The sequence below is a fragment of the Rufibacter sp. LB8 genome (assembly GCF_014876185.1).
Lineage (GTDB): Bacteria > Bacteroidota > Bacteroidia > Cytophagales > Hymenobacteraceae > Nibribacter.
Genome location: NZ_JADALJ010000001.1, coordinates 3,393,223 through 3,407,980, shown reverse-complemented (window position 1 = coordinate 3,407,980; position 14,758 = coordinate 3,393,223). Strand labels below are relative to the sequence as shown.

Below are 14,758 nucleotides of genomic sequence, written 5' to 3'. Positions count from 1 at the left end.
CCTACGTCAAGGGGAATGTGACTGTGGTCGATATTGCCACAATAACCTCCACAGTGACAGTCTATGACAACGTTCTTCGTGTGACCCGAACTAGGTAGATAGAAAGCCAAGGCGGCCCGTTGGAGAGGAGCCAGGATGTTTCACGCCTCAGTGAAGACCGCTATACCGAGGTAATCCCTATCCCTGAAAGGAGTGTACCCAGACAGGCCGTTTCAAATTATCCTATCTAGACCGACCAAAGAAAGAGCGTCCTGTAGCATGGCGCACTTTCTTTGGGGATGGTGGTGGTGACGCCGCCAATAATGTTTACACGTGAGGAACCTCAATACACGCAAAAAAAGCGAACGTTAAAAAAAGCGAAGGCTGGCCAGAAGGTTCATCATCAAGCTTTTCGCGTCATACAGTGACTTCATATAAGAAAAGCAAAAATTCCGTCATTCACCATCGAGACTAAATCTAATTCATCTTATTCTCATTAAGTTGGAAACCAGAATACCTTTGACAGGCAAACTCTCCAATACATCTTTAAATTTAAAGCCAAGGCTGAATCGCAACCCATGCAATCATGCTTCTTGGTACTCCAGTTTCCGCTGATAATTCCCTACGACCTTGATGAAATCAACGAAGTTGTCCATAGCACCAAGTTTAGAGGTGGTAATGACCTCGTTTATGCCAGCCCCTGACTTGAAGTGATACTCAGAGTATTTGCAGATCGGAAGCTGCCTGTTGTCCCTAAAGCGTTTGTCCGCCCCCCCGCTCTTGTTTGTGTACTTCCAAGTTTGATCTACGACCACTGCATCACTGGGCACCCCCTCATCTTCGATGAAACGTACCGGATAACCCTCAACCTCAAGATTTTTGTAGAAAACAGAGGCGAAGTTCTTACCCCGTCTCAGCAAGAGCCTCTCGGGAAAGAAGAACATATCTGTGTTCTTAAGCGAGATATGGGGAATCTCCACGTTCGTCTTCAGGAAGCGGGCGGGAAGGCTGTCCTTTTCCACCTTCCCCACGTTTTTTCGCTGCACCAGGTTACCGGCCCCGGCATGGTACTTAGCGTTGCTCACCCGCTCGGAGTGCAGTTTCTGCCATATCTTCCTGGACTGGGAGAACTCCCCGTAGAAGCCGAGGAACTTTCGGTACAATTCCTCCAACTGTTCATCCATGGCATAATAGAGTTCTACGGTCAGTCTCTTTTGGTCAACTTTCCTCATGTAGAGACACCATGCCCCCAATGATATTAGGGTGAAAAGCAAGATAAGGGCCCTTGCCCAGGGAGTATCGTCGAACCTACGGGTTTCAATCACTTTTGCCACCTTGGTCACGTTCTCTCCCAGGGCGCTTGATATATAGGCTTCCTTAACGATATCACCCTTCAATGCCACTTTGGTCCATTTGGAATTGGTACTGTCAACTATCAGGAAGGCGTCCCCCTGGTTGCCGTAGAACACGGCGGGGCTTTCCGGGGAAGGTCCGATTCTGATGTTCACCCCCTGTTTTTGAACCTCAAAAAACCTCCCTGGAACCTCGTCCCTCTTTATCACCCCGTTCACCTATGAGAACATTGCCCACAGGATCACCAAGGCAGGAACCCATCCAAGCCACTTGAAATAGGAAACCTTGCCTTCCTTGGATTCAAGTTCCTTGATGAACTCTTGGGAATTGGAGTCGGAAAGGCCATCGAAATTCAGTGTGGTTATAGTGTGTTCCCCTATCTGAGGGGATGTCTCCTCCCTCGGGGTATTGCCATAACCGGGACGGCCGGAGGGTTTTGTATTGGTCCCCAGCCTCTTCTTATAGTAGATGCCGCCAGCCCCCAGATGCACGAAAGTTCCGCTCGGGCCCATGCTTACCCTTGCCCCTTTTACCCCGGCAGATACGCCGATGCCTGACTTTGAGAAGTTAAGCCGAAACGGCCCAACCTTTGCGCTCTTTCTGAAATAGAATCCCATATAGGTTTTTATAGTATATATTATTTTACCAAATATATTGTTTTGCCGATTTAGTAAAATTGATGGACCCTTTAAGCGTTCTTGCTCCCAACATTTTTATCAATTAAGTATCAGGTGAACCTGGGGATGACCATGACTTATTAGTAAGTCCATTTGTTAAATAGGATTTTGGGTGCCTTGAGGCAGGAGAACGTTGCTGAACATTGAAGTCAGCGATGGATGAGGAAACGGTAACCTCGGATTACTGAGTATTGGCTGGACACAGGAAAACTCGCCCTGGTACGGTGGGCATTTATAGTAAAGTATTAAAAAATAAAGACACCCCTAAATAAGAAATGTCTTTACAAAAGATTACAGTTATTTTGATTCACCCGGCTTGTGCTTATGTGGTCTCAAATCTGGGTGTTTCGGCTTTGACTCTGGAGTCACACGCCTTCTTTCGTCTGGTGTTCCATCTTGTTTCTTGGGTTTTGGCCCCGGCTTGATTGCCTGAATAGTTTCCATATTGTTAAGGGTTAGATGTATATATTGAATTTAGGCAATATATACATCTAACCCTATGTTTTTCTAGAGTTGTCTCAAAATAAAGGTTTTTGATTAGGGTACTGTTTGCTGGATGTTAAGACGGGTTATCTAGTTAATTTTTTGTCTCTCAGAAATCATTTGTTTAAAATATTCAAATTTATGAAGCGATTAGCTTTTACATTCTCATTACTGTTATTGGCAGTTCTCTCCTACGGCCAAACTAAGATTACCCCACAGGAAGCCACCAAGCATGTAGGCCAGACGGTCATTCTGTGGTAAGATCTACGGCGGTAAGTTTGTTGAGAACTCCATAGACACAGCCGACATTGTTGAACATGGGCGCGGCCTTTCCCAACCACTTGGTGACGATCATGGTACCCAAGGAACTGCGCGGAAAGTTCAGCGCCAAGCCTGAGGAATTGCTCGCAGGGAAAGAGGTGTGCGTGACTGGCAAGCTTATCGACTTCAAAGGCAAGCCGGAAATCATCATCGAGAAGGTGGAGGACATCACAGTCGAGTCAAAGTAGCGAAAAAAAATTAGAGGACAGAAAGCCCCGCCTGTCGCGGGGGTTTTTCATTCATTAACCTATAATAAGCAGACCGAATCGATAAACCGCAGTGGAAATATTGGATCTCGCAGAAAAAGTACTTTTAATTATCCGTTTAGGGTGGGATTCTTATTCTAAAGGAACTAATATTAGCACTTTGGCTAGCCAAAATGTACTTTATACCATTATCCGTCACCTTTTAAACTCACCAATGGCTTTTTAAGATTCCGAGGACGTAATCATCAAATATTTCGAGCACATCAAGATAGTTTACGTATGCTACCAGGCTATACACCAAGCGAGGAATTAAGCAGGATGCTTTCTCTGATGCTGGACTTTCCACGGAGGATGTCAAACTTGGTTTGAGTGATAGCCGAAACATGAAAGTTACCCGCCCTACCGATCAGGAGCACATAAACACGGTTCGGTTCTTTGAGTTCCTTAAACTCTCCTATATCCGGTGGCCAGCAACGGTCGAATCGACCGATGTCTTTAACCGCATAGCCCCAAAGGGTATCCTGCAGACAATCGGAGACCGGACCCCCTTCGAATTCCAGTATTTCGGCTCTGTGGAGGATGCTTGCAGCTGGTTACGCGTAGACCCCGAAACCTTATTTGAACAGCCATGAATATAGGTTTTAACCAAGCCTGTTCAAAACACATGTTCTTCAGGGCGCGGCGAGGGGTTATCGGCTGGGCAGCGACGCGAATACTGAGAATTTCACCTGCTATCTATCTGAGCTTGGAAGCTTGGTGAACGAACTCGCCTATACCTGATAATCTACACATGGATGAGGTTATGGAATCGGGTTATCTCCAAAACGAGTTAACTTATAAGAGCAAAAACTCATCAGGCTTTGGGGTTTAGACACAGTGAATGACGCGAAACAGCTGTTCACGGACATAGAGGATATTGGGGAGCAGTTCCTTAGCTCCCTCTTCTCACTGGAACAGAGGATCAACAGAAAGTAGACGTTAGATGATTATTGAATTCAAGGCTTATCCTGATGGGCAGCACGGCTTGGTTTTACGCATTCGCACAAGGTGTCGCAATGGGTGGCTTATTGGTTTACCTAGCCTTCAGGAAGAAAATACAAACGAGACACAAATTCATAAAGTATAGATCAAGCGCAGTAAAGATATAGAATCGCGTATCTTGGCACTTCATACCAAATGACCAATTGATGGCATTCGACAAAAATTTCGTATACTTCGTCTTGGGGCAAATCAAAGATGCAGGAGAGATAACCGCCAAAAAGATGTTTGGCGAATATGGTGTCTACTGTGACGGAAAACTATTCGGACTGATCTGTGACAATAAGTTATTTATAAAACCAACCAGTTCGGGACGAAGGTTCATAGGTGAGGTCATTGAAGCCTCGCCATATGAGGGGGCAAAACCGAGTTTCTTAATAGGAGCCAAAATTGAGGACAGGGATTGGCTAAGTGAACTGATCAGAATTTCAGTCAAAGAATTACCACTGCCAAAACAAAAAATAAAGAAAGTAAAGTAGGTGACACCTAAATGGGTTTTTATAAAATAACGGAAATGGTTTATAAAATTGCGGCTTTACATCAAGCCTGCAACTTTAAATCGCTTAACTGTGGGAGTAGTATAAGAAATATACATACATGGTGCATTTATCAAAGTGCTAGCGGTTTGGCTAAAAAAAAGAGATCATGTAGAAGGAATGTCATTTAAACAGAAAGCTTAAGACTTATTCCGTTCAATATTGAAATCTTAAAAGCAGCAATTGAAGGAAACGAAAACTTTGCACAAAAATCAAACGTGGAGGTTAAGGATTAATATTTATCCAGGAAAGAGGATTATCATCTCCTACCATTTGGTGGACTTGCCCATTGCTATGGGAAATCGCAGCTGCCTTATCCCTACCTATGTGTTTTCCAAACTGGACCGCCCGTATCCCGATAACAGCATGTCAGTACTTTACAAAGATACCAGTGCCCCCATCCTAGCCGTATTTGAAAACACCCTTAATAGTCCCCTAAAAAAATAGGTAATTCCCAGAAAATCTAAAAACTCAATTCCGGCCATTTACTCATTATTGCATCTGAGGGGGTGACAGCACTCATTGTGTTATTCCCAGCCACAAGCAAACCAATCATTAAAGAGTTGGAAGTTAGGAATACGGCAGAGCCGGAGTCCCCAGATTGGGAAAAATCCCCTGATTTGCCTATCACCTGAATTAGATTTCTAGCGATTTCCTCAGTGCCATCAAAGTTCTCCAGCTTGGCATTTAAGGTTATACTTTGGATGGTACCTTTTGTAACATCTGTTTTTATGCCGCTTTTACAAACTTCCTCCCCAATCAATTCAGCCCTTATACTAGGAACAAAGCCTAGAATGGGCTTGTCAACCCCGTATACTTTGCCAATGGTTACATTTCTAAACCACCCTTTCCGTGCTACGGCACAGTCAAGCCATGCTTCTATTGATTTGGATTCACGGACATAAGTAACGTTTTCATGGAAATATGCCTTCAGATCAGCACAGTTGTGACAGTAATCTAATGCGGTTTCCCACTTTGACTGCTGACACACGGCTGAGTTTAACAGGGTGTTTGTTCCAGCTAAAACGTGGGCACAGGTTATCAAATAAGGCCGGTCATCTCCGCTTTTATTTACCATAACCCCTAAAGTCCCACGAGTCTTACTTTTCACCCCTGCTACTTCTAACTCATAGTCTGGAGAAATGCTGACACCGCCTATCAGCGGGTCCGTTTTCTCAGTTCTTGAGGTCTCCAATTCACTGAATGATGGCATTAAACTATACTTTGGAATCTCAAACTCAATTACATCAGTTGGAAAGCCATCTATATTGGAAGGCAAGGGCTTCTCAACTTGCCCTTGTGGAAGCTTTTTCCTTACCCCAAATGTAAAACTCAGTCGATCAGTTAACTGACCATCAATTATTTTTATTGAAACACTGACAGAGGTTATATCCGGTCTTGTGAGATACTCTTTTATTAACTCAGGTAATTTATCTGCCATTTCATCATGTAATGCCAGTTCTTCTTTGCTTAGGTTCATGACTCGGTTTTAAACTTAATTTGCAATTACAATACCTTACACGGACTAGGGCAGGCAATGCCTGCCTAACTAAAGTAAAAATTCATCATAAGGATTCATGATGCCGCGTATGACATCATGAATCCTTATGATGCCCTCTGGGACCAGAGGTTAATTTAACTTAATAGTCCCCGAGGAAGGCGCTCCTCCCCCAGTGGGCGGTGGACCACCGGCGTTCGCTTGGTCAGCCAGCATGCGATACTGTGCCGTACCTTTCTCCGTCTTAATCGTTCCGGAAACGGTATAGAGATAAAGATCCCCGCTAACGGAATAGTCGTTTGCCGAATTATTGACATAGAAATCGATTTCCACGGTTGACATACTCTTTGCCCGCTCCAGGAAAGCGTCCATAAGCATTGTAATCTGCGCGTCACTGAGCCCCTTGGATTTCATTGTTTCCTTTGTCTTCTCATACGACGCAGAGGCGCCTCCCCCACCGAAGAACCATGACCAAACGGAGATATTAGCGCTCGCCGAAGTCTTCTCATACTCTTTTATTTCCTCTTTGTAAGAGGCGTCCAGCATGCCCAGTGCCAAATCATTCAGATTTTTCACATCGGCGCTTGACAGTGCAGAAATTTGCAGATTTGCTTTTATCCTGCCTTCAGAATGTGCTGGAACAGTGTAGGAGATCCCAGTCAGTTGGCCTAGGCCAGATACTTCAATAGAAAAGGACTCTGTGGCTTCCCCTTCGATAGGTTGGGAAACAACTGGCTGAAAAGGATCTTTAAAACTTACTTCGGTTTGTGTAATTTGAATAGTTTCCATTGTTTCAATTTTTAAATTCTACATGTAAATACTTTTCAGATTTCACCTCAGCCTTGTTCATAAACCTTCATGTCTAGGGGAGGCGGTGAAACCTATTCCAATTTTTGTTTTGTCACTAAGGGGGGTCAACCCTTTGTCATTCACTGACCTTCTGTTGTTAAAAGTTCCATGATTATTTTATAGGTATCCAGCTCTTTGCTTATTGACAGGCCCCAGGAATCAGCATTATTCTCGGAATTTTCTTCACACTGAATATTCTTCCATTAAAGGAATCATCTTGGAAGATTTGAAATACAGTAACCTGCCTTACAAAATTGTGTCCTTCTTTTGATGGCGCTCCAAATCAAAAAGCAGCCAGAATGATTAGCTTCAAGTAGTTTTGTGGCGTGCATTCCGGTAAGTATGGACTTTGGAGAGGCCTTTCCTTTTATTGAGGAAGCAGGGGCTAATAAAATGACTCTGATACTGGGCCGGGCTCTTGGCGCCCTTACACTCTATGCAATCAAAGGTTAAGTAACTAAAGTGCAGGAGAAGGCAGTAACACCCGGCAGCCTGAATGCATATGTAGCCTTTATGGCTCAGTTAGAGAAAGTGGATAGCATTCAATAGTATGTAAAAAGCTTAAATCCCCTTAAAGTTCTCTATCAGTATCTGACTAGAGCAGTGCAATGAAGTGAATATAAAACCTAGCAGCTTTTTTTTGCCGAAAAAATAAATCACTGGGCAAGAAAAGCCGCTAATAAACATGTCTATGCCTCAAACACCTCCAAATCTGCACACGTTTGGTTCTCCTTTTTTTGGAGGATAGATTTCTCCCTCTGTCAAATATGGGTTTCCTTCGCTTGGCTTGTACGACCACTTTCACCTATTGCAATATCAAATAGACGAAGCTCATGTGAACTATAAGAAGTGCGTTGTTTTTCACAGTTTAATGCGTGATTTTGCCGCCTAGTCATAGCTGTTATTCCTTTATGCGTCCCCCTTTGTTTGCCTTCCAAGATGCCTGCTTGATTTTAAGATAAACCATCCTAATCTTTCCCACTGACACTTTTTATCCACCCCTTCAACATCAACCGCCTCCCTATAGTTAGTAAATACCTATGGTAAAGGTCTGGTCTTCGTATTCAAACCCTACTTTGAGGTTTGCAAAGGAGTTTTTGACCTGGGTAAGGATTCCCCCTAGTTTAGTGATAGCAGATGCTGGAAATGCAAAACTTGGATACAAGGTGGTTAAAAACCCCAAGTGTAAATAAGCAGGTAAGACTCCCTTGCTGAAGTGTTGCGCGGCAGTCTCACCAGAAAGGGCATAGACTCCCAATCGCCGGGTAAACGCATCGTTCAGGTGCACCACCTATGCTTGAATGAAAGCCGTTGCTTCTTTGGGTAAGATATAGTATATTCCTTAAGGTGATTACTATATACCCTTTCCTTGCAACAACATTAGCCAAGAAACTCACGGTAAGCATATCGTTGTAAAGAGAAGGCGCATCCTGAGTAGGTCTACCTCCTGACAATCATTTCTTTCTGTATATACAACAACCAACGGAGGTGATTCGGGGTCTTTATGATTCCTGACTCAAAGAGAACAAGCCATTGGGCTCATCACCGTCGCTAAAAGAGTATTAGGGCGGAAATTAGCACTGTGTGAATTTTTGCATGTGCTTACTAATTTCATCTCAGGACATCAGTTGCCATTGACAAACGGGGTTTTACCTCATTGACAGTTTTGTTCAAGTCATCATGAGGATATTTTTGCACATAATTGGCCCTTGCTATGTTTTTTGCTTGGGTTTGGGTTTCCCCTTCGCACCAATCAGACCTGTGGTCACGATCCACTGTACTTTTCAACATTGCTTCGCACATCTTCTTCTGCTTTTTAAGACCTCCCTACTCATAAGGTTTTTCGGTTTCCACCTCTCGTTGAAACTTCTGAACGAGACCAGTCCGTTTTTTTAGTGGGTACTGCACCACTTTTGCTAGTCACATTAGGTGGTCAGCCCCTTGGCTTCCGCAGACCATGTTAATTCTTGAGCTTGCCTAAACGCCTTATCCAAATAGTGGAACTGGGCATTGAAAAGGAAAAAATGGTTAATCACGGTATCAATGCGCCTCAATGCAATTCCGCCATGCTAATTAGGCCAGGAGAGGAAGTTGATTCGAGGTGTTGCCCAGTTGTCTGAGCTTCATTTGGGAAGTTTAGGAATGAGCTTTGTACTTTCCGAACTGTGTTAGAAAGGGATTTTCCCATTCTGTCCTTGGAAGAAGGTTATTACTTGTGCCTGCAAGAAAGGAATCCTAAACCAAGCAGTAAATTATGTTTTCAACCTGTGGCAATATCTGATAACTGTACCAAAGGTGAAATACTAGAAAGGCGTGAATATTCACTATGAATCAAGTGATTCTGCTCTGGCTGATCTATATATATAGAAATGAAAACCCTTTTAAGGAGTATAAGAACAGTCAGTACCCGTCCACTTGGTTTGGAGAACATATTGTCTCCTGATTTTCAGGAAATCAGATGCATTTTAAGAATAAGTGTCAAACTTAATGGGTTTGAAATTGGCAGGGCCGACAATTTTTGGCGAACTAAACACCTCCATTGCCCAATTGCATAGGAATAGCTAAAGTGGACTCCCTATTCCCACGGCGGCTACCTTCTTGCCGTAAATAGGAAATTATATGGGATGGGTACTTTAGTGCCGTGCCTAACAATGAAAGAGAGAAAGAAATGTGATACTGCATATCTCTTTTGGCCAAGGGTAGTGTTAGGATTTTCAATCCAGAGAATTTCATTTGTTTCTATGTGCAATAGTATGATACTTATGCAGTTGCAATACCTACTTAGCTCAATTTTGAAACCAAATGTAAATACAGAGGCACTCTAGCAAAACTTTAGGCGATACGTTAATCTTACAAGTGAGAAAGAGTTGAAGAGTATATTGATAGTGCCACGGAAAACAACTGATGGAGATTCTATTAAGCCCGCTGGCTACCTGAGTGATGGAATGCATACTCTTTTCCTCACTGACATCAATAAGTTTAAAGCTGAGGATGAGGAGCTTTTCAACCTCATTTAAAAAAAGAAGCTACCGCCACCATGTTGTGGAAATGTTGGAAACCCGCAGAGGGTTTTCCATATTTCCACGGCTACCGCTTGGGTTGGGTAAAAGTAAATGTATGAGAAGGGTAGATGAGCAGCGCTGTTAAAAAAGGTCGCGTAAACATCACGGGGCAGAAGTATTTCCATTGGGCACCCCGATTCATCTAATGAAATTTATGCTATTCAGGAGATCTGAAACCGCAAGTTCCGCAGCGGATTCGACTATGCCCTTGAGGGCAAAGGGCATTTTTGTGGACAAAAATACATCTTGCCGAACACTCCTCGTGTTCGCGAATATCATGCAAAGCTTTAGACCAATGATCACAGGCCATCGACTTAACGGGCAAAAAAGAGGGGCTCATAAGAGCCCCTCGTCAGCGAAGGAGTAATATCCCTCACTGGTAAGGATGATGTGATCTAGGACAGCTATATCCAGAAGGCTGCCTCCCTCTTTTATTTTCTTTGTCAGTTGGATATCAGCTGCGCTTGGCTGCAAGTTGCCGGATGGATGGTTATGACACAGGATAATGGCAGAGGCACATGCTTTTAACGCGGCTACAAAGATGAGCTTAGGGTCAGCTACCGTTCCTGCCACTCCGCCTGTAGAAAGTTCATAAAGACCCAGCACCTTATTAGCTCGGTTAAGCAGCAGAACCTTGAATTGCTCCACAAACTCCAACTTGCCCTTGTCCCAGTTTTGTTCCAGCAACCCATAGATATCAACTGAGCAGGTAATCTTAGTCATGTCGGTCGGTCTCACCTTTGAACGGTAAGTCAATTTTACTTCTGCTACTCTGCAAGGCTCTGATTTTACAATGCGCTTTTCCATAATCGTACAGTTTTAAAGGTAGGAAATTGATTATGGTGCCCTATCAGCCCGCGGGATGGACTGAGGGCAAGGTGGAGACGCAGAAAATGCGGAGGGTCCCCGTCAGGGGATACCCATTTTCTGCGTACAACCTTGGCGCAGAGAACCCGTGTCCGGAACGCGGGCTAACTTCGCACCGGAATGAATGCCCTTCCTTCGCTTGGGAGTCATAGGCATTGACTGCCGGTAACAATGGTCATCCGCTTATTATAAAAACAGACACCACTTCTACTAAGCCGTGGCAATGTGGGACACCCAATCAAGGGTTCTCCACATTGCCACGGTTCTACTTAAGGCAAGCTTAGTTTTGTGTCTTTTGATGTAACTATGGATACCATGCCCATTAAATCGATCTCAACGAATCTGGCAAAACTCCTTTAGGTTTTGTAAATTAGCTGAAGTCCAAATCTTTATCTTATGAAGGCAGCTGATTTATACATAAGGGTAAGCACAGACGAACAGGCTGACAAAGGCTATTCCCAAAGAAGCCAGGAAGAGATTTTGCGTAAGTACTGCGAGTTCAACCAGATCACTATCAGAAAAGTCATCTATGAAGACCACTCTGCCAAGACCTTCCAGAGACCAGAATGGATGAAACTTCTGACCTATCTTAAAAAACACAAACATCAATCAGAGTTAATCCTGTTCACCAAATGGGACCGTTTCAGCCGTAACGCCCCAGATGCCTATCAGATGATTAATACGCTCCGCTCCCTGGGAGTGGAACCACAGGCTATTGAGCAGCCATTGGATACCAGCATCCCTGAGAATAAAATGATGCTGGCCATTTACCTGACCGCACCTGAGATTGAAAATGACCGCCGTGCACTGAACGTTTTCCATGGGATGCGCCGAGCCAGAAAAGAAGGCCGCTGGATGACAGGTGCACCAATTGGATACGCTAACAAAACAGGAGATAACGGTCGCAAACAGATTGTTCCGCAAGAGCCACAGGCGTCTATCATGAAGGGAGTCTTCAAGGACATAGCAGAGGGGATATTTACTGTTGAGCAGGTCTGGAAAAAGGCACTTCGGCTGGGACTGAAATGCAGTAAGACCAATTTCTGGCTCCTCATCCGCAACCCTGTCTATTGCGGGAAGGTGGTAGTCCCTAAATACAGGGACGAAGAAGAACAGCTGGTGCAAGGACAACATGAGCCCTTAATTTCTGAAACCCTATTTTATGAGGCGCAGCAGATGCTAAATGGCAAGAAGAGGGTATTAGCCACTAAAGTGGTTTCCATGGAGATGCTTCCCCTGCGTGGCTTTCTTACCTGCTCAAATTGCACCCGCACCCTTACTGGTAGTGCCTCTAGAGGACGTTATAAGCACTATTACTATTACCATTGTTCTACAGAGTGTGGCTGTCGCCATAAAGCGCCTGAGGTGAACCAGGCTTTTGTTAACGAACTCAAACGCTATATCCTCAACCCAGCGGTGGAGGAACTCTTTAAAATGGTAATTTTAGATACATACCATAACAGGAGCCAATACCAACAGGAAAGTCGCAAACAACACACAGTAGAGCTCGCACATCTCACAAACAAATTAGCCCGAGCGAGGGATTTATTATTGGCTGGAGATTTGGATGGGGCCGAGTACAGGAATATAAAAGCCGATTGCGAGCAGAAAATTAATCTACTAGAAGCACAGTTAGCAGAACTTGCAACCCCTGCATACAAACCTAGCAGGGCGAACCTTGAAACTTTAGTTGAAAAAGCAGTTAAAAACCTTACTCGGTTGGATGAAATCTTTGAGAATGCAGGGACTGAAGATAAAAGGGAGCTGATTGGTTCGATGTTTACGCAAAAATTCACGTTTGAGGATTTACTACATCGAACCACCTGCCCAAGCGATCCTTTCAAACTTACATACCTGATTAATAGCGAGTTAAATAGCAATAAAAAAGGACAAATCAGCAATAAAGCTAATTTGTCCTATAAGGTAGCGGGAACAGGACTCGAACCTGTGACCTTTGGGTTATGAGCCCAACGAGCTACCAACTGCTCCATCCCGCACTGTTTGTAATACAAATGTAGGGGCTTTTTCTATATCCTCCAAACGTTTTTTGCATCATTTTCAATTTAGAGGCTAAAAACGGCCTGTAATCCCGAAGTGAATCTTGCCTCTTGTTAGGCTAAACGGCTCCTGCGGCGTGCGCCCCACCGAGTAAACTAACTGAAACACACCCACTCCCGTGCTGAAGCTAATGCCGCCGCCCACGCCCGTCACCCACTGATAATTTTTTCCCTCCGGCAGGTCTCTTCGCAGATATCCCTGGTCATACAGCAGGAAAACATACGAATCTTCACCGGTATATTGCCGGTACTCCAGCGTACTGATGCCAAAAGACGAGGCGTAAAACGAATAATCATCAAAGCCGCGCAGAGAGGCCAGGCCACCCAGCCGGAACAACTCGTTCAAATACAGGCGTTGGTTCAGGAGCGCCTCGCCACGAAGACGGGTGAGCAGAACGCCGTTCCGGGTCACGGGCCAGTACCGCTCCACCCGCCCGGCCACCGAGAGTTGCGTGGTGCTTAGCTGCAATGTGTCATAGAAACTGCCTTCAATGCGGGCGTTGCGCAGAATCCGTTTCTGGCCCACGGCTCCCTGAAAATACGCCTGCGTGCCCTTGCGCGGAAAAAACAGGTCGTCCAGGTTGGCATAGGCATAAGACAGGCCATACGAAGTGAAGTTGGCGTCAATGGCCGAGGAATCTGAGGTGCGCTGCCGCAAAGCCTCCGGCGACAACAACTGACTGCTCAGCAACTCGCCAAACACCGTGACGCGGCTGGTGGTTGACAAAGGGTAGGCTACCTCTAGCCGCGGGCGCAAATTCAAAAACGAGGTATCTTGTTTATACAGATGGAACAGCGCGGCCACCTCAAAGGGCGTGGAAAAGAAATGCGGGTGCCGGTATTCCACGTCCATGAGCTGCGAATTGCGGTCCACCTTGCGCCAGTGCAGCCCAATCTGCTTGCCGCTGCCGCGCAGGTTGCGCACCTGCAGGTTCACTTCGCCGGTGATTAGCAGCTTGTTCTCTGTGGAGTTGGGGTCTGGCAAAAACCCGATGATGCCGTCAAACTGATTCGATTTTTTCTCTTCCAGGAAGAAATAGAGGCGGGCCTGGTTTTTGGCGAACAACACTTCGGGCTCCCGGCTAACGCGCACGAAGGGCAATTGCCTGAGCGCCCGCGCCGCCGCCTCCAAGCGCTGCTGCGAGAACGGCTGCCCCGGAAAAAGCTGCGTGTACCGGTACAACGCCGTTTGCTGCAACTTGCTTGTGCCAATAATCTGGATGGAATCAATGACCATGTGCGGCCCGCGTACCACGTGCAACACGCCGTCCAGGTGGTCGTCAAAAATCCGGAGGGAGTCTATTTTTACGGTAGCATAAGGGAAACCCGAGTTCTCGGCTTCGCGCAAGATAGCCTGCTGGAGCCGCGCAAATTCCGCCGGGCGGAATGGTGTGTTCTGGTACATCTTTTCCCGGAAACCCACGCTTTCCAGCAGACCTTCGCCTACGTTTCCGTTTCGAAGAGATGCCCACTGGTATTGCTGGCCGGTGTAGGCAAACACGCGCAAAGTGTCTTTTACCAGGCTGAGGCTGTCAATAGAAGCGGTGAGGTAACCTTCCTGGTGCAGTTGCAAGACCCAGTTCTGGAGTTCCTGCCGCGTGCCCAAAGAGTCTTTGGCGGTGAGTTTGGGTTGCCATTTCTTCCAGACGGTCATGGCCTGCGGGGTTTCAGCGAGAATCTGCACCACGCGGCGGTCTTGCTGGGCCTGCGCCAGAAAGCCGCACAGCCATAGGCCCAGAAACAGAGCCGTAATTCTGTATCTTTGCCGAAACTTCTTGTGGACGCAACCGGAACTCAGCCTTGCCTTCATGGTGTCTAAGGTACGGGTTGCC

General features: G+C 45.5%; 9 protein-coding genes and 1 tRNA gene. 3 read left to right on the top strand and 7 right to left on the bottom strand.

Annotated elements, in window-relative coordinates:
• Positions 1-563: 563 nt before the first annotated feature.
• Entirely contained in the window at positions 564-1,541 is a 978-nt protein-coding gene (locus tag IMY23_RS14325) for an SH3 domain-containing protein (RefSeq protein WP_192822745.1), read from the bottom strand.
• A gap of 9 nt (positions 1,542-1,550) precedes the next feature.
• Positions 1,551-1,949, bottom strand: a complete 399-nt coding sequence (locus IMY23_RS14320; protein ID WP_192822744.1) for a DUF4236 domain-containing protein — start codon at positions 1,947-1,949, stop codon at positions 1,551-1,553.
• 860 nt (positions 1,950-2,809) lie between these two features.
• Between IMY23_RS14320 and IMY23_RS14315 the strand changes: the two genes are divergently transcribed.
• Both IMY23_RS14315 and IMY23_RS14310 read left to right on the top strand, forming a co-directional pair.
• The gene (locus IMY23_RS14315) at positions 2,810-3,001 is read left to right on the top strand and encodes a hypothetical protein (RefSeq protein WP_192822743.1); all 192 of its coding nucleotides are present in this window, start codon (positions 2,810-2,812) and stop codon (positions 2,999-3,001) included.
• 1,205 nt (positions 3,002-4,206) lie between these two features.
• Positions 4,207-4,536 (top strand): TfoX/Sxy family protein, encoded by a 330-nt coding sequence (locus tag IMY23_RS14310; protein ID WP_192822742.1) that lies wholly within the window; start codon positions 4,207-4,209, stop codon positions 4,534-4,536.
• Between the two features lie 520 nt (positions 4,537-5,056).
• Here IMY23_RS14310 and IMY23_RS14305 read toward each other — a convergent pair.
• From IMY23_RS14305 to IMY23_RS14295, 3 genes are all read right to left on the bottom strand, one after another.
• On the bottom strand, positions 5,057-6,073 hold the full coding sequence (locus IMY23_RS14305) for a hypothetical protein (RefSeq protein ID WP_192822741.1): 1,017 nt from the start codon (positions 6,071-6,073) through the stop codon (positions 5,057-5,059).
• Between the two features lie 150 nt (positions 6,074-6,223).
• On the bottom strand, positions 6,224-6,880 hold the full coding sequence (locus tag IMY23_RS14300) for a hypothetical protein (RefSeq protein WP_192822740.1): 657 nt from the start codon (positions 6,878-6,880) through the stop codon (positions 6,224-6,226).
• Between the two features lie 3,458 nt (positions 6,881-10,338).
• The gene (locus tag IMY23_RS14295) at positions 10,339-10,809 is read right to left on the bottom strand and encodes a RadC family protein (protein WP_192822739.1); all 471 of its coding nucleotides are present in this window, start codon (positions 10,807-10,809) and stop codon (positions 10,339-10,341) included.
• Between the two features lie 456 nt (positions 10,810-11,265).
• Between IMY23_RS14295 and IMY23_RS14290 the strand changes: the two genes are divergently transcribed.
• On the top strand, positions 11,266-12,834 hold the full coding sequence (locus IMY23_RS14290; protein WP_192823788.1) for a recombinase family protein: 1,569 nt from the start codon (positions 11,266-11,268) through the stop codon (positions 12,832-12,834).
• On the opposite strand, the gene IMY23_RS14285 is transcribed toward IMY23_RS14290, so the two are convergent.
• Together IMY23_RS14285 and IMY23_RS14280 are read right to left on the bottom strand one after the other, a co-directional pair.
• Positions 12,794-12,866, bottom strand: a tRNA-Met gene (locus IMY23_RS14285). The genes IMY23_RS14290 and IMY23_RS14285 overlap by 41 nt on opposite strands.
• 73 nt (positions 12,867-12,939) lie before the next feature.
• Entirely contained in the window at positions 12,940-14,736 is a 1,797-nt protein-coding gene (locus IMY23_RS14280) for an outer membrane protein assembly factor (protein ID WP_192822738.1), read from the bottom strand.
• Positions 14,737-14,758 lie beyond the last annotated feature (22 nt).